At 70.5% G+C, this 24489-nt stretch carries 11 protein-coding genes; 2 read left to right on the top strand and 9 right to left on the bottom strand.

Features of this window, described 5'->3' with window-relative positions; translation table 11 throughout:
• Positions 1-48: 48 nt before the first annotated feature.
• The 6 genes from I8N67_RS23330 to I8N67_RS23305 form a co-directional block, all read right to left on the bottom strand.
• The gene (locus I8N67_RS23330; RefSeq protein ID WP_200305134.1) at positions 49-2307 is read right to left on the bottom strand and encodes a UvrD-helicase domain-containing protein; all 2259 of its coding nucleotides are present in this window, start codon (positions 2305-2307) and stop codon (positions 49-51) included.
• The gene (locus tag I8N67_RS23325) at positions 2304-8972 is read right to left on the bottom strand and encodes a DEAD/DEAH box helicase (protein WP_200305133.1); all 6669 of its coding nucleotides are present in this window, start codon (positions 8970-8972) and stop codon (positions 2304-2306) included. Before I8N67_RS23325 ends, I8N67_RS23330 begins: the two co-directional genes overlap by 4 nt.
• A 95-nt stretch (positions 8973-9067) precedes the next feature.
• Positions 9068-9928 (bottom strand): hypothetical protein, encoded by an 861-nt coding sequence (locus I8N67_RS23320; RefSeq protein WP_200305132.1) that lies wholly within the window; start codon positions 9926-9928, stop codon positions 9068-9070.
• 111 nt (positions 9929-10039) lie between these two features.
• Positions 10040-11215, bottom strand: coding sequence for an AAA family ATPase (locus tag I8N67_RS23315; protein ID WP_200305131.1), 1176 nt, complete (start codon positions 11213-11215; stop codon positions 10040-10042).
• Positions 11208-12404: a DUF262 domain-containing protein gene (locus tag I8N67_RS23310; protein ID WP_200305130.1), complete on the bottom strand. Its 1197-nt coding sequence runs from the start codon at positions 12402-12404 to the stop codon at positions 11208-11210. The genes I8N67_RS23315 and I8N67_RS23310 overlap by 8 nt, the downstream gene beginning before the upstream one ends.
• Positions 12405-12573: 169 nt before the next feature.
• Positions 12574-13050: an ATP-binding protein gene (locus I8N67_RS23305; RefSeq protein ID WP_200305129.1), complete on the bottom strand. Its 477-nt coding sequence runs from the start codon at positions 13048-13050 to the stop codon at positions 12574-12576.
• A 160-nt stretch (positions 13051-13210) separates the two neighbouring features.
• On the opposite strand from I8N67_RS23305, the gene I8N67_RS23300 reads away from it, so the two are divergent.
• Together I8N67_RS23300 and I8N67_RS23295 are read left to right on the top strand one after the other, a co-directional pair.
• A complete protein-coding gene (locus tag I8N67_RS23300) occupies positions 13211-14131 on the top strand; it encodes a helix-turn-helix domain-containing protein (RefSeq protein ID WP_200305128.1) in 921 nt (306 codons plus the stop codon).
• Positions 14128-14331 (top strand): DUF397 domain-containing protein, encoded by a 204-nt coding sequence (locus I8N67_RS23295; protein WP_200305127.1) that lies wholly within the window; start codon positions 14128-14130, stop codon positions 14329-14331. The genes I8N67_RS23300 and I8N67_RS23295 overlap by 4 nt, the downstream gene beginning before the upstream one ends.
• A gap of 54 nt (positions 14332-14385) precedes the next feature.
• Here the strand turns inward: I8N67_RS23295 and I8N67_RS23290 are convergent, their stop codons facing one another.
• The 3 genes from I8N67_RS23290 to I8N67_RS23280 all read right to left on the bottom strand — a co-directional run bounded on the left by I8N67_RS23290 (position 14386) and on the right by I8N67_RS23280 (position 24317).
• Positions 14386-19968: a DNA methyltransferase family protein gene (locus I8N67_RS23290; RefSeq protein ID WP_200305126.1), complete on the bottom strand. Its 5583-nt coding sequence runs from the start codon at positions 19966-19968 to the stop codon at positions 14386-14388.
• Between the two features lie 3 nt (positions 19969-19971).
• Positions 19972-22998 (bottom strand): SNF2-related protein, encoded by a 3027-nt coding sequence (locus tag I8N67_RS23285; RefSeq protein ID WP_200305125.1) that lies wholly within the window; start codon positions 22996-22998, stop codon positions 19972-19974.
• A gap of 92 nt (positions 22999-23090) precedes the next feature.
• On the bottom strand, positions 23091-24317 hold the full coding sequence (locus I8N67_RS23280) for a serine/threonine-protein kinase (protein WP_200305124.1): 1227 nt from the start codon (positions 24315-24317) through the stop codon (positions 23091-23093).
• Between the last annotated feature and the right edge of the window lie 172 nt (positions 24318-24489).

Genomic DNA, 24489 nt, shown 5'->3' with positions numbered 1-24489 from the left:
ACCCTCCCGGACCGGGCGGAGGTCAAACCCTCCCGGACCGGACGGAGGTCAAGCCCCCCGGCCCGTGACCCGCAACGGCTTCAGGAAGCGGCTCGGTTCCCCGTTCCAGGAGATCGCGAGAGCGTCCCGGGCCCGGGTCGCGGCCACGAACAGAAGCGACCGGGCGCGTTGCAGCTCACGCCGGTGGCGCAGCGGGTCGGTGTGCTCCCACGCGTCGACGGACGATCTCGGCACCAGCCCTTCCGCGACGCCCGCGATGATCATGCAGCGGTACTCGAGCCCTTTGAAGCGGTACATCGTGCCGACATGCACGCCCTCGTCGCTCCTCGGGCCGTCCCGGGTGATCTCCGTCGAGACGATGCCTCTCCGGCCGAGCCGCTGTATGACGTCGGCGACCATCTGGTTCGTCGGAACGCAGACCGCCACGGACTCCCGGGGCACATCGGTCCATGCCATCAACTGTTCGACGACGAGGTCGAGTTCCTCGTCCCAGCTGCCGCCTTCGTGCAGCGTCGGACGGAGCCCGTGCAGCACGGAGCGATATCCGCCCAGCGTGTCCTGGTCGCCGTCGAGGTCGTCGTAGTCCACTCCCTCCAGGACCCCCATCGCGGAGCGCAGGATCTCCCAGGTCGTCCGGTAGCTGAGGGTGAGCCGGGCCGACCTGCCGCGGATGTTGATGCCGAGGCTGCCGAGGGTGACCTGGTTGTCGTAGATCCGCTGGTGGGTGTCGCCGACCAGGAAGATGTCGTCGGGCCCCGCCGGGACCATCGCGCGCAGCATCTTCCAGTGGGCGGCGCTGAGGTCCTGGGCCTCGTCGACCACGATGTGCCGGTAGCGGTAGCGCAGGAAGGCACCGGACCCCGACTCCACGTGGACGTTCTCGAGTCCGCCGCGGTCGTCTTTCTGCTGCTGCCGGTTGTCGATCTTGGTTTTGCGGTCGATCTCCATCCGGGCGGCCCGCTCGGCCACCTGCCGGTGGGTCTCCAGTCCCTTCAGCTCCAGCCGCTGGGTGAAGCGTTCGGCGAGCTGCCAGATCTCGGCCCGTTCGGCGCGGGTGATGCTGCGGCCACGCCCCGCCCTGCGTACCTTGAAGTAGTCGGAACGGGAGTGCACCGCCTGCCCCAGGATGACCTGGTTCCACTCGTCGCTCAGGAACTCCGCGTCCCAGCGGTTCTCGCCCGCCTCGACCAGCAACTGCCGCCATTCGTTCAGGGCGTGGGAGTCCTCGATGCGCCGTTTGGCGTTTCCGGGGTCGGACTCCCGCACGACGCGTGTCGCCAGCTGGTCGACGTGCACGATGTCGACGCGGGCCAGGGTTTCCGGCCCTCCCAGCGACAGCAGCCGCGCCCTCAGGTCGGCGGCGAGGTTCTTGTTGAACGTGGTGAGGAGCACGGGCTTGGTGTGGCCGGGAGGAAGCCGGTCCACGAGGTGCTTGACGCGGTGCAGTGCCACGATGGTCTTGCCGGTGCCCGGTCCGCCGCTCACCCGGGCGGGGCCGGAGCAGTTGCGGCGTACGAGCTTCTCCTGGGTGGGGTGCAGGAAGACCTTCCAGCGGCCGAAGTCGCCTTCCTCGATGATGCTCTGCAGTGTCTCGTCGTCGGTGATGACGACGGCCTGGGACCGGCCCGCGGCGGTCTGCCAGTCGTCGGTGTCGAGCTCTTCCGGTTTCTCGACGGCGACCGGCTCGGTGACCTGTTCCTTGACGGCCTCGAAGGAGAAGCCGTCCCGCAGGCGCAGCAGCACCTCGCCGGTGTGGCGGGGCGCGTACTCGGCGAGACCGAGGAGTTCGTCGTCGGTGGTGAGTTTGAGGACGATCGGGATGAGTGGTTCGGCGACACCGAGCTCGGCGAGTTGCCCGGCGCTGTACCGCGCGAACAGGGGCCGCTCCACCGGCTGTCGGGGAGCGGCCGGGGCCGGTTCGGCGGCGGCCCGGCGCAGTACGTCCTCTTCGACGACCTGGAGGTCGACGTACTCGATGGCCCCGGTGATCTGGTTGATTCCGTAGGCGAGCCGGTCCAGGTTCTGGTGGACGTGCCCCCGGTGCTTGACCGACACGAGCAGCCAGTCGTTGCCGCCGAGGTGCAGCAGCAGCGCACGGTACTCACGGTTGACGCGTGCGGACCACAGGCGGTCGTGGCCCTTGAGTGGCTTGAGGTCGAATCCGCCGGCGTTCGGGTTCTTCCGGAAGTCGTGCTGGAACTTGTAGACCGCCCCGACGATCGCCCGGTCCAGCTTGACGATTTCCTTGTCGGCCTTGTCGAGCAGGCGCAGGGTGGCGCCCGTGCTCGGCGTGGCGGGGCTGGTCATCGGGCGTGCTCCTCGTTCTCGTTGTCCGCGAGCAGCGCGGCGAGTTCCGCCGCGTCCCATTCCGGTGCCGTACGCGCCTGCCATCCCGCGTCGGCGTATGCCTTGTCCCGGGCCTCGGCGTCGCTGTCGGGCGTGCCGTCGGTGTGCTCCTCATGAGCCAGTACGACGGCGATACGACGGCCCGGCCACGCCAGTTCGGCCGTCCAGGCGGCGTCGCCCAGCTCGTGGCCCGCCTCGGGCACCGGCGCTCCCAGGTCGGCCAGGGCCACGGCGAGGTCGGCCAGCCCCGGCTCCTCCACCAGGTATCCGATGACCTCGTCCCAGGCGGGGTCCCGCACGGCGGCGGCCGGTCCGGCCTCCGCGTCGGGTGCTTCCGCCCGCCGCCGCGAGGTCAGCCAGCCCGCTCCACCGGTGACAGCCAGCTCCGCGGTGTCGAACCCGCTGAGGAGGCTCTTCGTCAGCTGGACCCCGTCGCCCTCGGCCTCGTTGAGGAACTGCAGCAGGTTCGTCCAGTACAGCCAGGCCTGCCAGCGCCGTCGGTGCGCGGGCTCGTCGGCGCTGACGACGTCCGGGCTGTCGTCGAGCACCGTGAGCGCGGACCAGACGGCTCCCGCCTGCCCCCGGCGCAGGTCGAGCGCGATGGTGAGGGGGCAGCCGCTCGCGTCCTTCGTGGTCATCACCTGTACGGCTCCCTGCCCGCCGGACAGCCGCTCGCCCCGCAGCGCTTCGCTCAGCCGCTCGGCGATCGCCGGACCGTCGGCCAGCGCCCGGCTGGTCGCGGACACGGTGGCGAATCCGGCGAGCGCGCTCTGCGTACGACGGCGCCACAACTCCTGCTCCGGACGCGTCAGATAGCCGATCAGCGTGTCGACGGGGTTGGCCCACACGAAGCGTGGCAGGTCGCGGGTGTCGCCCGCGTGCAGTCGCCGGTGGATGTCGAGGGCGGTCTTCTGCGCGGTGTTCTGGTACGGCACCCACACCGGGTCGGCGACCGGCTTGCGCCGGCCCGTCCATGCCTCGACGTCGTCCCACGTCAGCTGGAAGACCTGCCAGCGCAAGGCGCGCAGCCGGGTGCGCTTGGCGGCGTCGTCGGCCGTCCGGTCGCACTCGGGGCTCGCGTGGTAGCGGTACCCGTCGAGGTAGACGGCGACGCGCAGCTCCTCCGCGTCGAGCCTGCGGAAGACCACGTCAGGGCGGGTGAAGCCCAGGTCGGTCTGTGTCTCCATCTGCCAGCGCGTCACGGAGCCGTCGGGCGCGGTGAGGCGCAGCTCCGTACTGCGTTCGCCGTCCGGGGTGAGGGCCGTACGCACGCTGGCCTCGTCGACGTCGTCGCGGCCCGCCCAGTCCAGCAGGCCCTGCCGGAACAGCGCTTCGAGCTCGCTCTCGACCTGCGGGGCCAGATTGATGTCGCCCGTCGTGGTGACCGGCTTGGCGTCCCAGCTCTCGCCCTCCGCGCCGAACAGTTCACCGAGCATGTCGAGCGCGTGCTCCCGGGAGACCAGCTCGTACTCGCTGTCGGCGACGTGGCGCAGCAGGCAGCGGTGGCAGGCGGGCCGCCCCTCCTCGACGCAGGCACACTTCTCGATGACTTCCCGGGCCCGTGCCAGCACGTCGCGCAGGCCCTCGGGGCCGGCGAGCCGCTGCAGATAGCCGGTGCCGCGCGGCAGCTCGTCGTAGAGGACGAGGAAGTGCCGGCGTACGTCCCGGTCGCCGCTGTCGGGGTCGGGCATGGAGTCGGTGACGACGGCCAGGTGGTCGGGGTCGCCGCCGTAGCTCTGGGCGATGCCCGCGAGCAGGGCGGCCTTGAAGGAGACGAGCCGTTCCTGGGTGTGGGCGGTGACGGCCGGGATGAGGATGCGCAGTGCCTCGGTCTCCAGGACGTGGGCGAGCAGCACCTTCACGCCCGTCTGCCGGGCCTGCGACTCGGTCGGCCCGGAGCGCACCTCGGGGCACCAGGGCCGGTGGTACTGGGTGGCCTTCACCTGGATCAGCGCGTCCTGGTTCATGACGGGCCCGCCGTCGGCGTCGGCCTGTCCGCAGGAGTCGCAGACCCAGAAGGGGTTGAGCCGCACGCGCCGGCCCGCGAAGGCGTCGTCCGCGACGGCGTCCACACGGGACGCCCCGACGTTGATGTGCCGGACGGTGGCCTGCCGGGTGTACTCCCAGCCGAAGGTGGCCCGGGGGTGCCGCCACGCCTCGACGACGCCGTCGTGCGCAATGTCGACGGCCGGTACGACGGTGTAGTGCCGGCGCTCGCGCTCGTCGGTGTCGTCCCGCACCCGGGCGTCGTCGCGCTGGTCCCTGGAGTGCGCGCGATGCGGCACGAGGACCTTGTGCAGACAGCCGACGTCACCGATCGCCGCCGAGCGGCAGCGCGGGCAGGCGGAGGAGTCCTGTTGTGCCTTGTGGGTGCGGACGTGGCCGCAGTCGGGGCAGACCCGCCACCACAGCCAGGCCGGGCGGCCGGGGCTGCCGATGTCGAGGCCGCTGAGGTGGTGTTTGTAGCCCTGGACGTAGAAGTGGTTGCCGGGTGCGAAGTCCTCCAGGGCCAGGCGCGCGGACCGCTCGTAGCGGAGCACCTTGCTGTGGTGCTCGGGCTGCCCGTCGGTGCCTTCCTCCCGCCAGATGAGGGTGGCCTCCAGCTCGGTGGTGGAGTCGACGAGGCTGTAGTTGGGCAGCAGACCGAGGTCGACGAGGGCCCCGTGCGCGGTGCCTCGGCTGATGACCGCGGCGCGCGCGCCGATGGCCCGCCGCTCGGCCCGCAGTTCGCGTCCCTGCCGGTCGTGCTCGGGGTCACCTGCGACGAGCCGTCCGATCGCGTCGTCGATGGCGGCGACACGGCGTTGCAGCTCGCCCTTGCGGCTCTCCCACTCCCCGCTCGCCCCGGCCAGCGCGTCGGCGACCCCACCGGTCGCGAACCTTCGCAGTGCCTCTGCGGCGTCGGGGCTGACGCCGATGCGCCGGCTCTCGTCGTACGGCGGGAAGAGGCCGAGGAAGTTCCGGACGAGCTCTGCCCCGTTCTCCACCGCGGCCGTGGTGAAGTCGGACAGCCAGGCGGAGGGCCCGAACAGGGCGGTGGCCAGACGCGGCAGAGCGAGCACCGCGGTCCCGTCCGCCGACAGCAGCCGCCCGGCCCCCGCGAGGTCCAACAGGTGTGCCAGGTACTGGCGTTGGAGGATCTCCACGGCGGAGAGGAAGCAGCCCGGCGGCTGGATGTCGCCGGCGATCATCCGGAGCGGGTCTTCGAGGTAGTACCGGTCACGCGGGCCGCGGTCGACCATGGTGAGCAGGTAGGCGTTGCCGGTGGACCGCCCGGCCCGGCCCACCCGCTGCACGTAGTTGGCCGGGCCCTTGGGCAGTGAGGCCAGCACCACGGCCGACAGGTCGCCGATGTCGATGCCGAGTTCGAGGGTCGGGGTGCAGGACAGGACCTGCGGGTTGGCGTAGTGGACGTCGGTGCCCTCCCGGAAGGCCTTCTCGACGGCCTCCCGCTCGGGCCGGTCCAGCGTGCCGGTGTGCTCGGCGGTGTTGATGGTGAAGACTCCGGCGTCGCGGTACATACGCCGGTAGAAGTCGTCGGTGAAGTCCCGTTGCCGCAGGCTGCCTTCGCCGTCGCGTCCCGCCTGGAGGTGGCCCCCGCACCGGTAGCGCGGGCAGGGCTGGCCGTGCCAGTGATGAGCCAGGTCCGGGTGGACGGTCTGCTGCCACGAGCAGTCCGGGCAGCGCACACCCGCCTCGGCGACGATCTCGTCCGGCAGCTTGCGCACCCGCACATGGCCGGGCTGGAGACCGTACACGCGGGTGGCGCCGTCCTTGGCTGTCCGCACGGACAGGACACCGGCTTCGGCGAGGGCGGGAAACAGTCTGACGAGGAAGGCGTTCGCCGCGTCGGCCTGCCGCAGGCCGAGGCTGCGCCGGGTGAAGTCCTGGTACCAGCCGAGGCGTCCGGTCAGGACGTCGAAGTCGTCGCTGCCCTTCTTGGGACTGCCGAGGAGGAAGGCAGGGGCGGAGACGCCCGGCGGGAAGGCGGGCATCCCCGCCTTCCGGCCGCCCCAGATCAGCCAGCGGCGCACACCTGCCTGGTCGAGCCAGGGGTCCAGCCAGGCGTGCCGGATGGCGCCCCGCGTCCGGAGCCTCTCCAGCAGTCCGCGCACATAGCCCACGAACCGGTCCGGCCCCGGTACGGAGCCGTCCGGCAGGGCGATGTCACCGGGTGTGGTGTACAGCAGTCCGCGTACCAACTCGGCCACGCCGTCGGGGTCTTCGAGCGGCACCTCGGCGGCGACCGTCCGCGTCAGCTCCAGGGTGCGTCCCTGCCGCGACCTGAGCCCGAACTCCATCACCGTCGCGAAGGCCAGCCGCTGCGCGATGAGCTCCCACGTGGGCTTGGAGCCGTGGCTGCGGCCCGCGAGCAGGATGTCCACGCCACGGAGCACGTGCAGGTCCGGCGGGATGACGGCGACCCGCACCTTCCGGCTGTCGACGACCTCCTCGACGATGTCGGCGGCGAGGTCGCTCAGCGCGATCGGGGTCTCCTCGTCGACGCGTCGGGCGAGCAGCGAGCGGAAGGAGAACGTGTACGAGCGGCTGGCGACGTATCCGGCGCGGTGGGCGGCGTCCTGGACGGAGTCGTTGAAGAGGAGGGTCTTGTTCTCCTTGAGGTTCTCGTCCAGCTCACCCCCGGTGAACAGCTGGGTGATGGAGGCGGCGGCGAGGGCGGCGAGGCCCGTGCCGAGGAAGCGGATGGCGTTGAAGGTGCGGCAGGCCGGGCACTGGTCGGTCTGGGCCGCGCGGTCGTTGGTGAGGTCGACGACGACGAACGCGGCGCCCCGCAGCGCCTTCGCCACGCTCGGCCCGGCCCCGTCGCGGGGCTTGTCGAAGTCCTTCCCGGGCGACAGCGGCCGCAGCCGGCCGCTGTCCCCGTCGAGCACCATGACCGTGGGCCCGCCGCGCGCCGGCTCCTTCGCGAACGCGGTCTCGTATGCCTCGGCCGCGGTAGCCGCGATCATGTTCCGCACCCGGCGCTTGTCCCGCCCCACCGAGGCCCTGCGGATCTTGGTGGCGTTCAGGTCGAGCTCGGCCGCGTCCGACTCCGGGGAGAGCGCGGCCCACCCGGAGCGCCCGCACTCGCGGCAGAACACGGCGGGCAGGAACACCTCGGCGGGCGAGGGCGCGCTGTCGTCGGCCGGGACGGTGGCGGCCTCCTCGTCCCCCGCGCTCGTGTCCTTCCCCGCCGGTGTCCTGTGCGTGAGCCGCCCCCCGGACGCCACCCGCTCGTCGTCCCAGCGGAACTCCGCCCGCGCGGGCGTGATGCCGCGCAGCACCCGGGAGACGGACCGCACCCAGTGGTGGACCTCGACGGAGAGCAGCGGCCGCCCGGGGTTGTCCGGGTCCTTGGCCGTGGACAGCAGCGCGACATAGCGGGCGAGGGCCTGGGCGGCGACGGTCGGTTTCCGCTGGGCGGCCATGCCCCAGTGGTAGGCGTACCGCGGCAGGACCTCCATGAGTTCCGCGAGCGTACGCGGACGGCCGTCGAGGATCTCCAGGACCGCGGCGGTGAGCCGGTGCCGCCGCAGCCTGGCCCCCAGCTCCTCGGGCGTGAGCCCCCACTCGCCGGTGAACTCCGCCGCGAGCCGGTCCAGGGCGCCCTCGTCCCGGGTCGGATCACCGAGGAGTACGACCTCCTGCGGCGCCGGGAAGGGCAGGCTGAAGTCGCTCTCCCCGGCGAACTCCTGCACGCTGCGCCGGGACTCGCCGACCACCGACTCCGCGGGGAACGGCACGCCGAAGACCTGTTCGGCGACCTCCAGCATGGCGTCGCCGGACCCCCCGGACTCGCCGAGGGTGGCGGAGGTGGCGACCGGGCAGACCGGTCCGAGGGGCCGCCCGTCGCGCGCGAGCCCGGTCACGGAGCCGAGCCGGCGCAGCAGCATCGCGACGTCCGTGCCCTGGGCGCCGTCGTAGGTGTGGAACTCGTCGAGGACGACGTAGGCGAGGGAGGAGCCCTCCCAGAGTTTCTGGTCCTCGGGCCGCTGCAGCAACAGGTCGAGCATCTTGTAGTTGGTGATCAGGATGTCCGGCCGGGTCCGCCGGATCTCCTCCCGCTCCACCGCCACCTTGGGGGCGGAGTCCTTGAACTCCCGGGACGGCTTGTCCCCGATGTACAGCGCGGCCCGGACCCCTTCCAGCCGCGTGTCCCGCTCCAGGTAGTCGTTGATGCGCTGTGCCTGGTCGGTCGCGAGCGCGTTCATCGGGTACAGCAGGACGGCCTTCACCCCGCTCCGCCCGGCCTCGCGCTCCCGGCGGCAGTGGTCGAGCAGCGGCACGAGGAAGGACTCGGTCTTGCCGGAGCCCGTGCCGGTGGTGACCAGCGTCGGCTCGGCGGGCCCGTGCAGCGTGGAGAGCCGCTGCCAGGCCCGTGCCTGGTGCCGGTGCGGGCGGAAGGCGCGCGGCCACCACTGGAGGTGCCGCTGCCAGTCGTCGTTGTCGGAGGCCCGGAACGGCGTCCGGATCCGCAGATACGGTCCCCGGAAGATCCCGTCGTCAAGGTCGCCGAGGAACTGTTCCAGGGCCCGTCGCGTCGACTCGTCCGCCAGGGCGTACGTCGTCGACAGATACTGGCTCAGGCTGGCCCGTACCTGGTCGGCGGCGAGAGTCGGTCGCACGCGCGGTCCCCCTTCTGCGCCGGATCATGATTCGCACACCCACCGTAAGGGACGGCGGGGTGCGCGGGGACCCCTGCGGGGCTCTGCGGACCTGGTCAGGCCCCGAGCTTGCGGCCGACGTAGGCGACGCGGACGGTGCGGTCCTCCGGTACGAGCCTGAAGTGGATCCGGCCGGGCTTGGGCGGGTAGTCGGTGTGCAGGTAGAAGAGCCGCTGTTCGCCGTCGAGGTCGGTGAACCGGCACAGGTGCTTGCGGGACTCGAACTCGCCGCGTACGTCCCCTCGCCACTGCGGACGCGGCCGGGCGTCCGGGTCCCAGCCGGTGACGGCCTCTTCCAGCTCCGTCAGCCGCCTGCGTACGACGGCCACGGAGGCGGGGGCCAGCTTGCGCAGGTGGTTCTCGACCTCGGGCAGGAACTGCAGGCTGGGGCAGATCCTGTCGCGCTTCTCCCACAGCTGGGCTCCGGTGGTGGCGGCAGTGTCGAGGGAGGTCTTGATCCACCGTAGGTGGTCGTCGACGTGCGGCACAGTCGACACGTGCCGGACATCGACGAGGTCGGCCTCCGTGCCGCTGCCTTCCTCGCTCTCGTCCTCATCGACCAGCCGCTCGCGCTCCAGCGTCAGCGTGGTGGCGTCCCAGTGGGCGTCGACGGGCAGCGAGATGCCCAGCCCGCCGGTCATGTGGGCTGCGCCGAGGCCATCGACGAGGAGCCCTCCGTGACGGTATTCGACGTCGTAGCCGTCCACCCCGTCCGGGAGCCCCGCCTTGAACGGCGACTTGGTCCGCAGCTTGAGCAGCAGGACCCAGGCGGCCTGGTTCTTCGGGTTTGAGATCCATTTGCCGATCGGGTGCCCCTGCGCGATGTACAGCTCGTTGAGCTTCGCTTCGGTCACCAGTGTCGTCCCCGTCGGGTCGGCGCGCTGGACCGCTGCCGCGGTGCGGGCGAACTCCGTCATGGCCCGCTCCGCGCGTAACGGTTCGCAGACGCTGCGGCACGACTCCTCGTTCAGGAACAGTTGCGGCACAAGTCCCCCTGGCTCATGACGTGTTACGGGTGGTCGCCGGGCTCAGTCGAGCAGTCGCACCAGCGTGTTCTCCAGCTCGTCGAAGAATCCCTTGGGCCACTGATCGAGCTGGCCGCCCTCGTCGATGTGGGGCGTGATCACCTCGACGCCCGAGCCGTTGGTGCTGCGGAAGAAGTGCACGACGGCTTGCTCCGGCGTCAGCAGTCCCTGCTTGACAGCGAGACGGATGCCGTTGAGGACGTGGTCGCTGTGGGTCTCGACGATCAGCTGCGCGCCCTGGGCGGCCGCGGAGGCGGCGAGTTCGGCCATCCTGGTCTGCCCCTGCGGATGCAGATGCGCCTCCGGGTTCTCCAGGAGGACGAGCCCGCCCGGCTGAGCGGTGAGGCAGGCGACGACGACGGGCAGCGCGTACGTCAGACCGAAGCCGACGTTGGTGGGGCGGCGGCGCCGGGTGGCGGTGAGGGCGTCACCGAAGCCGTAGGAGAGGCGGACCGTGTCCGTACCCTCGATGGGCACGGCCTCGATGTTGACGCCGGGGCACAACTCGCCCATCCAGGCGGCGACTTGGTCGAGGAGGAGAGCGGAGTCCGCTCGCGGGTGGCGGAGGGGACCTTCTGGGACCTCTTCGCGGGCGTGGTGAAAGAGGAAGTTGACTGTGTGTTCGCCTCGGACGCCGAGGAAACCGCGGCCGATGGCGGCCTGGTGGTCGCGGGGGTAGCGCTCGGCGGGGGTGATGCGGTCGGCGTGGAGGTACTGGAACTGGGCCCTGAAATACTCCGGGTACAGCCCTTCCGGCCCCGGGGGCCGGGCAGAGCCCTCCTCGGTGGCGGGTACCTGGATCCGGGTCACTGGCAGAAGGTTCTGCTCGCGCTCGTACTCGGCTCCGTAGGCGTATCGGAGAGCGCCTTCGGCCACCGCCACCACGATGAGCTCGATTCCGACGAAGTCCTCGTGCAGGACGTCCTGTCCGGTGCCGAGGCGGACGAGCTCACCGTTGAGCAGGAATCCTCCTCCGCCCAATGGCCTGCGCTCGTTCCCGTCGGTGATGAAGGGTGCCTTCAGGAAGCCGGCTTGGTACGACTGGTACAACAACGCCAGCGCCTGGATCACCGTGCTCTTGCCGGAGGAGTTCAGCCCGGTCAGGAGGGTGAGCGGGCCGAGCGGGATGTCCGCGTGCTGGAACGCCTTGAAGTTGGTCAGCGTCAGCCGGTCAATCACCGCTCAGTACCTCCTGGAAGAGTTGCTTCACCACCCTGAACCGCGTCCGTACGTTCTCCGGGGTGCCGGTGGCGACGGAGAGGGCGCGCCCGAAGTTCCAGTCCGTCGTGAGCCGGTGCGCGAGACCGCCCCGGACCTCGTCACGCGACGCTACCAGCAGCTCACGCTGATGGTCGTCGAGGTCCGCGAGATTGACCGCCACGGCCTCGAACAGCGCCTTGTTCACCGGATACCTGCTGCGCCCGACCGACTTACGGAAGGCGTGCATCCCGAAGATCCGATGCGCGCACTTCATCGCCTCGCGGAACTCCCTTGCCTCGTCGCCCCTTTGCACGTCCGACAGCTCGTTGACCCGGTGCATGGCCGTGTTCAGGAACTGCTCGAAGTCCTGCTGCCGGTACGCCTCCGGCGGCGACAGCCGGAAGGCCAGGTAGCGGAGCACCATCTCCCGGTCGGTCATCCGCTCGTTCGACACGCTCCATCCGGTGGCCTCACCGAAGGCGGGCTCCTCCACGAGGTCGGCGAGGAAGTCACGGGCGGGGCCGGGAATCATCGCGTGCCGGATCTCTTGGCGGGTAAGGGCGAGTCCGCCTTCGTTGACGCGGGAGAACACGTTGAACTTCACGGCCTCCGGTGTGCTGTGACGTACGAGGTGGACGGCGACATGCGTCTCACGGAGTCGGATACGCAGCCGTCCCGGCAGTTCCTGGTGGACGACCCCGACGAACTGTTCCAGGTAGTCCAGGCCGCGCAGGGCCAGCGGCGGCGCGTCGATGAGTCCGGGAGCGATGAACCGGACGAGGGCGGTGAGCCGCTGGGTGCCGTCGACGACGGACCAGTCGTCGTTCTTCTGCTGGGCCAGGAAGAACGGCGGCAAGGGGATACCCAGGAGCATCGACTCGATGAGACGGCTCTGCTGCACCTCGCTCCACATACTGGCGGCCCGGCGCTGGAAGTCCGGTGCCAGGTCGAGCGTGCCGCTCGCGAGCCGGTCCAGCAGTCCTTCGACCGTGACGGACAGGATGTCGATGCTGACGCTGTCCGGATCGAAGGGCTCCGAGATCCGGTCGGGCTCGTCGGCCGGCACCTCCAGCTCGACGCCGGTCGGCCGTCCGTTCGCGCCGATCTCGACCGGGCTCTCGAAGAGCGGCCCGCGCGGGTCCGCTTCGTCGTCCTCCAGCCCTGTCATGTCTCCTCGTCGCCCTCGCCTCGCGGTGCCGCCGGCGTGTCGCCGCGGATGCGGCAACCCTACCGAGCGGTCGGCGAGGGCAACGGCCGACATGTCGGGCGAACAGTGCGGTCATCTCCTTCCGGAGGACGTCGACGCCCGAGGCGAACGGCCGGCGCGGTGTCCACCGTCAGTCTCGCCGCAGGTCCAGTTCGGCCCTGATCGTCTTGCCGAGGAGCGCCACTCCGCCCGCCACCCGGTCGACCACCTCCCAGCGGTCGGCGAGCGCGTCCACGAGGACGAGTCCGCGCCCGGACTCGTCGAGCGGCGCCGGACACCCGAGGTCCTCGGAGCGGGGCGGTCGGCATTCGGCGCGGGTGTCGGAGACCTCGATCAGGAGGAGGCGGTCCGGGGTGTGGGCGAGGCGGAGTTCGAAGTCACGGCCCGGCACACGGCCGTGGGTCACCGCGTTCGCGGCCAGCTCGGCGACGATCGCGGCGGCGGTGTCGGACAGTGAACTCCCGTGCGGCACGCCCCAGATGTGCAGTTGGGCGAGCACGAGGTGCCGGGCGAGACGGGCACCGAGCGGGGTCGAGCTGAACCTCTGGGTGAACACACGTACGGTGACCTGGTGTTGGCGGGTGGACGGTGGCGGAGGTGGCGTCATGGGCCCAAAGCTGGCGCCCGCACGGAGCGGTTCACCAGGTCGACGACTCGTACTCTGAGTCAGCGTACGAGTGCGAAGAGTGGACAGTGCCCATGACGGGGCGTAACCATGGGCGGGTTCGGAGTGTGCGGCTAGGCAGGTGCGCGGAAGGTGGCCAGGTATGGCGGACGGCGCGGGCGGTACGGACGGAACCGAGGGAACCGGTGGGCACGGCGGGGCGGTCACGGTGGCCGCCCTGGCCGGTGGGTCGCCACCGGGTGGGGGTGAGCCGGAGTCGTCCGACAGCCTGAAGACGTTCGGCGCGGTGCTGAGGGCGTTCCGCAAGCGGGCCGGTCTCACGCAGGAGGAACTGGCCGAGCGGGTGCGGTACTCCGTGCAGACCGTGGCCTCCATCGAGCAGGGGAGGCGTTTCCCCCAACCCGAGTTCGTGACCAGGGCGGAGGAGGCACTCGACGCGTTCGGGGCACTGCGCGCTGCCGCGCAGCATCTGTCGCGGCAGCCGGGTCTGGCGAGTTGGTTCCGGCAGTGGGCGAAGCTGGAGGCGGACGCGATCAGCCTCTACACGTACGAATGCCGTGTGGTGCCTGGCCTGTTGCAGACGGAGGCGTACGCGCGGGCGGTGTCGTTGAGTGTGCCGCCGCGTCCGACGGATGAGGAGATGGAGGAGCGGATCGCCGCACGGTTGGCACGGCAGGAACTGCTGTCGACCCGACGGAAGCCGCCGGCCGGGTTCACCTTCATCGTGGAGGAGTCGGTACTCAAGCGGGATACGGGTGGGGAAGAGGTCACGCGGGAGTTGCTTGACCATCTGGTGGAGGTGACGGAGCGGCACTGGAACATGGAGTTGCAGATCGTGCCGTTGCGGCAGCCTGTGCATGCGGGGCTGGATGGTCCGCTTCAGCTGCTGGAGACGCCGGAGAACGAGTGGTTCGGGTACTCGGAGGGGCAGAAGAACGGCCGTCTCATCACTGACCGGAAGGAGATCAGCGTCCTCCACCAGCGGTATGCGAAACTGCGCTCGCAGGCTCTCACTCCGGCGGACTCCTTGAGCCTGCTGAAGCGAATGCGAGGAGCGCTATGAGCATGTCCGAGCTGGCCTGGTTCAAGAGCAGCTACAGCGGCTCCGAGGGCGACAGTTGCGTGGAAGTGGCCGTCTCCTGGCAGGGCTCGGGCGCCGCCGAGGCGGTCCAGGTCCGGGACTCCAAGGAGAAGCGCGGCCCGCAGCTCGCCCTCTCCCCCGCCACATGGAACGACTTCGTCTCGTACGCCGCCCAGGCCTGACCACGTACGTCAAAGCGCCCCGCCCCGGTCGACTCCGGTGCGGGGCGCTCGCGTTCACGCCGACAGTTCGTCGCGGGCGGGCGGCGAGGCCCACTCACCCTTGGCGATCGCGTCCTTCAGCCTCTTCTCGAAGTGGGCATGCGCGGTGCGCATCTCCTCCTCGCGGTTGGCCTTGTAGAAGGGGGCGGTGTAGCCCTCGGGCGGCTCGGTGCGCTCCTTGTCCTGGTACGCCATGTACTGCTCGTAGTGCTCCTTGGTCTGGCCGTGGCCGAAGGCGTACGAGTCCTTCGCGAGCTGGCGCCCCTCCACGTCGAACCACATCTCGGACTCCCGGTCCGCGAGGATCGCGTACCGCGCCTTGTGGATGGCGATCAGCTCGTCGGCGCTCATCCCCAGCCATACGGCGACCAGCGCGTCCATCTCCACGAGCGCGGCCCGCCGCTCGTACTCGGTCCGCAGTGGAGTGCCGTACTCCCAGGCCGACTTGAGGTGCCCGGCGAGCGGCTTGAGCTTGGGCCACCGCACGGCCCAGGCCTCGTAGCCGGGCCAGGTCATGTCGTAGAGCTCTTCCCAGAGGGGGGCGTAGGCCTCGGTTAGGGAGTTGAGGCGGAGGGTGCGGAGGAGGAGGGGGGCGGCCAGGGGGTGGGTGGGGTCGGCGTAGGGCATCTTCTTGGCTTCGGCGACCTGGAGATGCGAGCGACCAGTGATGCGCAGCAGGTAGTCGAATGGCAGCGAAGCCCAGAGACCGGCGTTCAGCGCAGTAGCCCGGTTGTTCTCCAGCGCCATCGACTGCACGGTGTGAACGTGCGCCGGGCCCGGCGGGATAAGCGCCGCGAAAAGGCTCCGCTCCGTGTTGAACGGGATCATGACGCGCCACGCCAGACGGTAGAACCGCGTGTACGGCCGGAAGAGCCACAGACGCTGAAGCAGCCGCTCCCGTTGCTCATCGGCGGGGAGCAGCAGCTCCTCCTCCGTCAGTACATCACCGCGACTCTCCCAGTCCTCGGTGGTGGGTTCCCAAGCACTGCTCAGCCGGGAGCGGTCCAACCAGCGGTCTTGCTCCTCCTCGTAACGCTCCAGCGAACACGTTTCAGGCCGCACGTAGTTCGTGCGCGGTACGGCATCGGCGGCAAGGCCCGTCAGTTCGAAGCTCGTCCAGTCGTGGTTGCCCCGGCAGGGAACCTTCGGCTGCTTACTCACGGGCGTCGCGTTGCCGAAGTGCGGCCCTTGGAGGACGAGTTCGGACATCGACGGGGGCTGAGAAGTGTCCCAGCTGATGAAACCGTCCTTCTTTCCGTTCGCCTCGTCGTACCCCCGGGTGATGCGCGGATCGTGCTGCCCCACACGGTCGACCACATTGGACAGTGCCGTGATGGCTCCCTGCTCGTCGGTGGTCACCGGTTGCAACAGGGCCGCCTGACTCGCGAGGGCGCCTGCCTCACCGGTCAGCCACCGCCACTCCGCGAGCCTGACTTCATCCACAGTGATCACCCGTGCCTGATGCGCCCGTAGGTCCCATCCCCCGCCGTGCTTCATGCCGGGCACCTCGCCCTCCCCACTGTGCTCCAGGGAGGCCACGAGCGGCTCCACACCGTACAGACGGCTCAGGTTGTCGAAGTGGATGGCCTGCTGCGGAGTGCCGTAGATGTGCACCCCGAACTCGGTGTTCCTGCTCGCCTCGAAGGCCCAGTTGCCGACGTTCACGAAGCCCGCGTGCAGTCGTAGCCGCCGGTAGGCCGCGCCGCGAATCCTGCCGTCCTTCGTGCCGCCCAGGTGTGTGTCCGGGTGCACCAACCCGGCAATACCTTCTTCGCCCAGGTTGTTCCACGCCCGGCACATGAAGGCCCGGTACAGATCCGGCTGTGTGCCCGTCAGTACCGGGTAGGTCACCGCCGACCCGAGCCACTCCGCCATCCCGGAGTTCGACACCAGCTCCCGCAGGAAGTACGGCAGCGCCCCCACCGACTCCAGCAACTCGTCCTTGCGCCCCCGCCAAACGGCCACACTCGGCTTCTCCGCCAGCTTGAACCAAGGCTCAAGCTCAGCAAGAACCGTGTCCTCCTCCCACCTGGGCCGCACCCAAGGCGGATTCCCCACCTGAAGATCGAACCCCCCGCTGACCCCCCGAAAAACATGCGCGAAGTGCAGCTCCCAGTGAAAGAACCCGTGCCCGTCCTCCGCCTTTATGTCCTTCTCGGTCGTGCCGGCGATGTCCTCCACCGCATGGAGCCAGGGGAACCGCGACCGGAGATTGAACCCCCGGTCCATCCCCAGCGCGACATCCATGTCCCGCTCGAAGTCCTCCAGGATGGGCAGCGCCTCATCCACAGGGAGGTCGTCAAGACCGTCCAGGAAGGACCCGTCGGCGTCGTTCGTGCCGAGGGTCGCCTCCAGGAAGTCCAGCCAGTCCTCGAACGACTTCAGCGGGATGACATCGCGCCACGGACTGTCGCCGATCTGGGCCTTGCGGCCACCCCCGCCCCCGGCCAGAGAGGCCTTGGTCCGTAGCCCCTTCCCGGCGTCGGCGACGAGGAGCGGTTCGACGAACTCGCCCTGTTCACCGTCGGGGTCGTCGAAGAGGCCACCCGCCTGCCAGGCGAGGTCACCGGGCGCGGGCCCGCTCGGCTCAGGGGCGGTCTCCGCCACCTCGGACGTAACCGAAGCCTCCTGCCCCGCCAACAACTCCGGCAGATCCGCCGCCCGGACAACGACCCCGCCCGCCGCGTAGTCGGGACCCGTACCGTCCAGGTCCGCCACCTTGTCCAACGGCCAGAACCACAGCGCGCACCACGTGTCCATGACGGTCTTCAGCCGCCAGTACGGGGTACCGAGCGCGGTCAGGTCGTCCAGGACCTTCTGTTTGTCGGCGGCCTCGACGGACGGCGTCAGCCAGTCCGCGCCCCAGACGTCGATCCGTCGGGACACCTTGCGTTCGGACAGCTCAAGCCGCTTGGCGACGAGGCTCCACAGGAACTCGGCGCGGCGCGCGACCCGCTGGACGCGCCACAGCTCGGTCTTCTCCCGCGCCTTGGCCCACCGCTCGTACCGCTTCTGCCGCCGCTCCTTGCTCTCGTCCCCCTTCTCCTCGAAGGGCTTGTACGGCTTGGGCGCCCGCAGAATCCCCTTGCGCCACTGTCCGAGGGCCTTCGCCTCGTCCTCCGCGAGCTTCTTCGCCTCGGCCTCACCGGCGACGGCTCCCCACCCCACGGCAGGCAGCAGAAAGTGATGGACAGCCCCGTCGGGCAACTCGCCTTCCCTGAAGGGGAGTTCACGCGGCGGAAGCGGATCCTTCTTCGCCAGCCACCCGCCCCCCGGCAGGACCTCACCGGCGTACACCTTGCGTCCGGCGCCGATGAGCGAGTTCCCGCGCCGCAGATGCAGGCCGAACCACGGCGCCTGCATCCCGGGATGCATGGTGTTCAGCCACAGCGAGACCTCCGCCAGCTCCACAGCCGTGGCGTTCAGGTCGACGCCGTACGCGTTGTGGAGGGCGATGTACGCCTTCACCTTCTGCAGCTCGATCTGCCGCAGCTCGGTGTCGACCCGTTCGCCCCGCTCGGCCTCGCGGCGCCGCAGGTACTCCTCGGCGACCTGGTCGATGGCCTCGTTGAGGAACGCGCCCGAGCCGAGGGCCGGCTCGCAGATCTTCCACTCCAGCAGCTCCCGGGCCGCGGTGGTCGTACCGTCCTGGTCGAGCCGGTGCCGCAGCGCGAGCTCGACCGTGACCGCCGTCAGGCTCTTCGGCGTGTAGTACGAGGCGGACGTCTGCCGGTCCCGGCCCGCGAGGCGGTACACGAACGAGCCCGCCGGGTGGACGACCCGCCGCAACTGGCCCGTCTCCTCGTCCACGCGGTGCACGAAGACGTCGTCCGGATAGTCCTGCACCTTCGACGCCGGAATCATCCAGCTGCCGCCGGACGGGTCCCCGCCCTTGGCGACCTCGTACAGGTCCTCCTCGGCGATGAAGCCGGTGTAGGACATCAACCCCTCGTAGACCGCGCCGAGTTGGTTGATACCGAGCTGCGCGTACGAGATGAAGCCGCCGCGCTCCCGCCCCTTGCCCTTGGTGAGCATCAGGCGGCGCAGTACCCGGTGCAGGGTGGCGTTGCGCAGACTGGTGTCCAGGAACTCGGGTTCGTCCGAGTCGTCGCCCTCGTACAGCGGGTTGTCCAGGCGGCGGCCGATCAGCCGTACCGCGTCCTCCTTGAACAGCTCCGACCGCAGCGGCTCGAACCGCAGTCCGGCGCTCGCGCTGAGCGCGGCGGCCCGCCGTACCCGGCCGGCCTCGCGGACCCGCTCGTCGTGCTCGGCCTGGGTGAGGGAGCCCGCGGCCAGCAGCTCGGCGGCCTCGGCCTCGGCCGTGCTCGCCTCACGGTCGGCGGCGTCGGCGGCGGCGTCCTCCGGCTCGCTGCCGTACCGCCGGTGCCCCTTCTCGACCATGCGGAAGAGCAGGTCGAGCGAGTCGTACAGATGCGCGCCCCGGCGGGACTTCTCACCGATGAGGTCACGCACCACGAGGTCACCGAGACGCTGGAGGCCGTACCCCTGCGCGTACTCGGGATAGTCGGAGGGCAGGATGCCGAGCGCCGGCTGGGCCTCCGCGTAGAGGAGGAAGAGGACCCGGTACAGGTAGCGCAGCGACTCCCGGCTGAGCTGCTTGGCCAGGCGGGTGGGATCGTCCAACTGATGCGGGCTGACGCCCTGTTCGCGCAGCCGCTCCAGCACCTCGTTGGCGATCCACTCCACGGACAGCCTGAGACCCTCGCGGAGTTCCGTCGAGACACCGACCGCGTGCTTGCCCGACTTGTCGACGAAGTCGGCGAGCGGTGCCGTACCGCCCTCCTCGGGCCCTCGCATCGCGTCCGCGCTGAACAGGGCGGCGACAGTGTCGAGTTCGCCGCCGCCCCGGTCGTCGCGCCGGTTGAGCGCGGTGTCGAGGCTGACGGCGAGATAGCGGCCCTCGTGCCAGGCCATGCGGTCGGCGAGGACCAGGACACCGCCGACGAGCAGCAGCACGTACCGCGACGGCTCGTCGCACTCGAAGAGGAAGTCGGTGAGCGCCTTGCCGTTCACCAGCCGCGCCGAGCCCTCCAGCGCGACCGGGTGGAGGAGGGCGCCGGGGCCGTCCGGGTCGAGGGCCGCGTCCGGCTGTGCCGTCCAGCCGCACGCGACGGCGGTGACGAGACCGGGCTCGTGGTGCAGGACCTCGACGGCGTACTCGTGACCCGACCGGTGCACGGTCACCGTCTGCTCGTGCGCCTCGCCGAAGCCCAGCGCCCGCAGGGTGGTGAGGTGCAGGTCGGTCAGACGCTTGACCCAGTCCGCCGGGGTCGGGCGGTCCGGGTCCGTCGCCGCCTCCGCGTCCTGGGCGAAGGCGGCGCGGCCGGCGAAGTACGGGCCGTGCAGGCCGCGCAGGCCCTCACGCGGGGTGCGGGCACGCGGCGGCACGGTGTCCGGGTCGTCGCCCAGGCGCCCGGCCTCCGCCACCGCGTCGGCGTACCGGCGGCGCTCCTCGTCCTCGGTCGCCGCCCAGCGGGCGAGGAGACCGTCCTTGGCCTTGAGATCCTTGGGGAGGACCTCGGCGAGGTAGTGGGCCGAGAGGTAGTCACCGTGGTTGACCAGCGAGTCATACGTCATGTCTCAGCTCTCCGCCGGGTCGTCGTCGGTGATCGCGTCGGTGGTCGAGTCGGTGATCGCATCGGTGGTCGCGTCGGTCGCCGGCCGGTCCAGGACGGCCAGGACGCGCAGCAGGGGACGGCCGGTCGTCCGGAGCTGGTCGAGGAGGTGCGCCTGTTCGTCGGCGGTCTCCTCGATCTGGCGCCGACGGCGGGTCGTCCGCTCGGGCAGGAGGGAGTCCTGGCGCCACTGGGCGAGCTGCTTGCGATACTTGGCGAGGGGCTCGCTGATCAGGTCGGCCCACTCGTCCTTCGTACGCTCCAGGTGGTCGCGGGCGGCCGAAACTGCTGCCGGCACAAGGGACTTGAGGTGGTCCGGGTCGCGTGGGCCGCCGGTCACGGCCAGGCGTGGGCCGACCTCGGCGGCCTCCAGCGCCTCGGACATGGAGCCGACCACCGGTGCGCCGGGCAGACCCGAGACGGCCATCCACCTGACGACGGTGGGGCGGCCGAGGGCGTTGGAGTAGATGCCCTGGATGAGGAAGGTCGGGTCGCTGACGTGCCGGGAGGTGATGACCGGCGCCTCCTGGCGGCCGAACTGCACGAGCACCTTGTCGATCAGCCACTCCACCACCGGGTGGATGTCGGTGAGGAAGGAGACGTTCGGCCACATCGTGGCCGAACTCTCGCGGGCGTCACTGAGCTTGCGCTCGGCGAGGGGGCGGTCGAAGGTCACGAGCATCCGCTCGGCCACGCCCTGTTCCTTGAGATAGGAGGGCGGGAGGGCCTTGAGGCGGTGCAGGAGGTCGGGGGCCTTGACCGGGGAGAGGGAGAGGTAGCCGCCGCCCTTGGGGTCCTCGCCGCGGGAGAGGGCGATCAGGTCCTCGGCCCGCTCGTCGTACAGCTCGGCGAGGGCCGCCTCGACGAAGGCCGCCGTGTCGCCCTCGAAGAGGCTGGGGACGTCGGCGCGCGGCGGGAGCTCCTGTTCGGTGATCGTGTCGACCTGGCCGAAGAGGTCGGCGAGCATGCCGTCGTCGGCGGCGGGCGCCGAGTCGAGGAACCCCTCGACGGTTCCGCCCTCGACCAGCTCGCGGATCAGCCGGCGTTCCTCCTCCTCCGCCCGGTAGTAGCCGGTCACCGCCTCCGCCGTGCCGTCCAGCTTGTGGGCCTCCTCCTCACGCTTGAGCAGCTTCTCGGCGACCGTGCGGTCGTCCTTGGCGCCGGGGGTGGCGGAGGTGAGGATCATCGCGCGGAACTGCGGCTGGTGCTTCTGCCCGTAGCGGTCGATACGGCCGTTGCGCTGCTCGATGCGGATCAGCGACCACGGGATGTCGTAGTGGATCAGGTGGTGACACTGGCGGTGCAGGTTGACGCCCTCGGAGGCGACGTCGCCGGTGAAGAGGAGCCGTACCGGGTTCTCCGCCAGGCCGAAGGCTTCGAGGACCTTCTGCTGCTCGTCGTCGCTGAGGCCGCCGTGCATGACGCGGACGGGTTCCTGCGGCTTCCTGCCGCTCTTCGCGTCCTTCGCGGGCTCCTCGGCGTAGTCCTTGGCGGGGAAGCCGAGCCTCGGCGGTACGACCCTGGCGAGCCACTTCAGAGTCTGCACGCGCTCGGAGAAGACGACGGCGCGCATCGCGCTCTTCGGGCCGATGCCGATCTGCTCCAACTGCCCGACGAGCGCGTCGAGTTTGGCCGAGTCGCCCGGGGCGCTGCCGTCGCCCATGGAGTCGGTGATCGCGCGCAGACGGGCGATGGCCTCCTGCTCACGGTCGATGGCGGGGTCGTGCCTCTTGCCGTCCTTCTCCGCCTTGGCGACGCGGTCGGCGAGGTTCCTGGCGCGGGTGCCGAGCGTCTCCGCCAGGGCCCGGTGCGAGGACAGGAAGGACTTGAGAAGGTTGTAGGCGAAGAGCGCGTCCGTGCTGACGGACCGCCGGTCCTGCTCGGCCGTGCCGAACTCGGCGGAGGCGGGGCGGGCGGGCAGCCAGTGCTCGGTCAGCTCGGCGAAGATCCGCTCCTCGTCGTCGCCCGCCGCGCAGTGCAGGGAGTGGGTGGGGCCGCGGTCCGCCCACTCGGTGCCCATCTGGTCGCGGACCTCGGGGCTGATCTTCGTACGCCTGATGAAGAGGTGGCCGAGGTCCTCCTCCGGGTCGTAGTGGTTCGCGTCGGCGATGGCGGCCGGGTCGAGGAGCGAGACGAGGTCGGCGAAGGACTGCTTGTCGCCGTTGTGCGGGGTGGCGCTGGCCAGCAGCAGGGCGTCGGTGCGCGGGGCGAGGATCTCGGCGAGGGCGCGGCGCTGACTGCCGGGGTTGATGAGGTTGTGGGACTCGTCGATGACGACGGCGTCCCACTGGATGCGCTCCAGGTGGTGGCGGTACTGGCCGATGTTCTTCAGTGTGTCGACCGAGATGATCACGCGCTTGTAGTGCGTGAACGGGTTGCGGCCGGCCGGGATCTCACGCTGGATGCGCTGGATGCCGAGCGAGTCGAGACGCACGAGGGGGATGGAGAAACGGGTCCACAGCTCGTGCTGGAACTGCTCCAGCACGCTCTGCGGAGTGACGACGAGGATCCGCTCGCCGCGGCCGCGGCGGATCAGCTCGGCCAGGGTGAGACCGATCTCCAGCGTCTTGCCGAGCCCGACGACGTCCGCGATGAGGATGCGGGGCCGCAGGTTCTCCATGGAGAGCGCGAGTTCGGCGGGGCGCTGCTGGTAGGGAAGCGGGTCCAGGAGGAAGCGGTCGGCGAGGGCCAGGCCGCGCTCGGACTGCGGGAGCGGCGTCTTGCGCAGGACGGCTTCGAGGAAGAGGCGGCTGCGGCGGAAATAGGAGGAGGTGTCCGGTACGAGGCGGGTGTTCTCCGGTTCGAGCAGATCGACGTCGTCGATCTTCGTGAAGAAGACGGCCTCCTCGTCACGCACGAACTCCGACACCCCGACGGCTTCGATCTTGTCGCCGTCGTAGTCGGTGCGTATGGCGTTCTTGACCAGCCACTCCTCGTCGCGCACCAGAATCTGCGCGCCCGGCGGATAGCGGGTCTCCCCCTGGTCTTGCACCCGGCGTTCCTCCGTCAGCAGAGCGAAATGTGGGCAAAGTCTTTCACGGGGCTGGAGGTGCGGGGAGCCCCGGTCGCCGGAAAAGAGCCTCGTCAGAAACGGGCGTCGCGGGCGTAGGCGGCGCGGAGGCGCTCGGCGATCCGCAAGGGGGCGGAGAGGCGGGAGAAGGAGTCCCGGGAGGAGGGTGCAGGGGAGGCCGAGGCGGGGGAGGCGGTGGCCGGGGAGGCGGAGGCAGAGGCGGCCACGGGCTCGGGTTGGGGTTCAGGCCTGGGCTTGGGCTTGGGCTTGGGCGTGGGCTCCAGGTCGTGCGGCGCGTCTTCCGGTTCTTCGTCCTGTGGCTCCGGCCGCTGCTCGGCGGGGCGGTCGTCGTCCTCGTGCGCGGCCGGGTCGACGACGGTCGGGGTGTAGGACGCGTACTCGGACGGCGCGGGCAGGTCCGGGAGGGGCACCGCCGGGGTGAGCCCGGTGAGCCGGTGCTTGGCCTGCGCCGATGTCAGGCCGCAGCCGTGGATGACCTGGACCAGGCGCTCGGTGACCTCGTCCAGCGAGGGACGCGCGTCGGGGTCGTACGCCAGCATCGCCTCGATCACCGGCCGCAGCTCCGCCGGGAGCGCGGACAGGTCGGGCGGCGTGGCGGGGTCCTCGATGCGCAGGGCGACGGCCTGCCAGCCGGGGCCCGTGTAGGGGTAGTGGCCGGTGGCCGCGTAGAGCAGGACGGCGCCCAGCCCGTACACGTCGGCGGCCTGGGTGAGGTCGTGCTCCCCGCGCGCCTGCTCCGGCGCCATGCACAGGACCGAGCCGACCACGAACCCGGTGGCCGTCAGCATGGAGCGGCGCTCCGCGAGCACGGCCAGCCCGAAATCGATCAGCTTGGGCCCGTACTCGGCGAGGAGGATGTTCTGCGGCTTGAGGTCGCGGTGCAGCAGCCCGGCCTCGTGGACGGTGTGCAGCCCTTCGGCGAGCAGCGCACCGAGGCTGGCGGTCTCGGTGAGGGGCAGCGGACCGTGCTCGGTGATGAACGTACGGAGATCGGGGCCCGGCACGTACTCGACGGCGAGCCACGGCTGGTCCGCGTACGCGTCGGCGGCGACGAAGGCCGCCACGAAGGGGCCGTAGACCGTCTTGAGGCTGTCCACCTCCAGGACGAAGCGCGCCCTGGTGTCCTCGTCGAGCACGGACGCCTTGATCACCTTCACCGCGACCTGGAGACCGGCGGCCGACTCCCCGAGATAGACCTGGCCCATCCCGCCGGCACCGATGCGGCCCCGCAGCGTGTACCCGCCGATGACCGCCGGGTCGTCTTCCTGCAGTGGTTCCACGGGCCGTCGCCCTCCCCCTTGGTCAAGTACGGCGTCTCGCCGCCCCTCGTCGGGCAGTCTAGTGAGCGCCCACCCCACCCGAGTCTCTGTCCCGTCACCCACCAGGAGCCCCCGTTGAACACCCCGCCCACCCTGCTGTCCCGCGCCAAGCCCCGCCTGCGGCGGGCGTTGG

The sequence above is a fragment of the Streptomyces adelaidensis genome, from assembly GCF_016598475.1.
Taxonomy (GTDB): domain Bacteria; phylum Actinomycetota; class Actinomycetes; order Streptomycetales; family Streptomycetaceae; genus Streptomyces; species Streptomyces adelaidensis.
This window is presented reverse-complemented; position numbering and strand designations above follow the sequence as displayed.

Excerpts from the sequence above, each read along its gene's own strand:
- I8N67_RS23310 (WP_200305130.1), bottom strand. The coding sequence starts at position 12,404 with ATGACAGGGCTGGAGGACGACGAAGCGGACCCGCGCGGGCCGCTCTTC.
- I8N67_RS23330 (WP_200305134.1), bottom strand. The coding sequence starts at position 2,307 with ATGACCAGCCCCGCCACGCCGAGCACGGGCGCCACCCTGCGCCTGCTC.
- I8N67_RS23305 (WP_200305129.1), bottom strand. The coding sequence starts at position 13,050 with ATGACGCCACCTCCGCCACCGTCCACCCGCCAACACCAGGTCACCGTA.
- I8N67_RS23300 (WP_200305128.1), top strand. The coding sequence starts at position 13,211 with ATGGCGGACGGCGCGGGCGGTACGGACGGAACCGAGGGAACCGGTGGG.
- I8N67_RS23290 (WP_200305126.1), bottom strand. The coding sequence starts at position 19,968 with ATGACGTATGACTCGCTGGTCAACCACGGTGACTACCTCTCGGCCCAC.
- I8N67_RS23320 (WP_200305132.1), bottom strand. The coding sequence starts at position 9,928 with ATGACGGAGTTCGCCCGCACCGCGGCAGCGGTCCAGCGCGCCGACCCG.
- I8N67_RS23295 (WP_200305127.1), top strand. The coding sequence starts at position 14,128 with ATGAGCATGTCCGAGCTGGCCTGGTTCAAGAGCAGCTACAGCGGCTCC.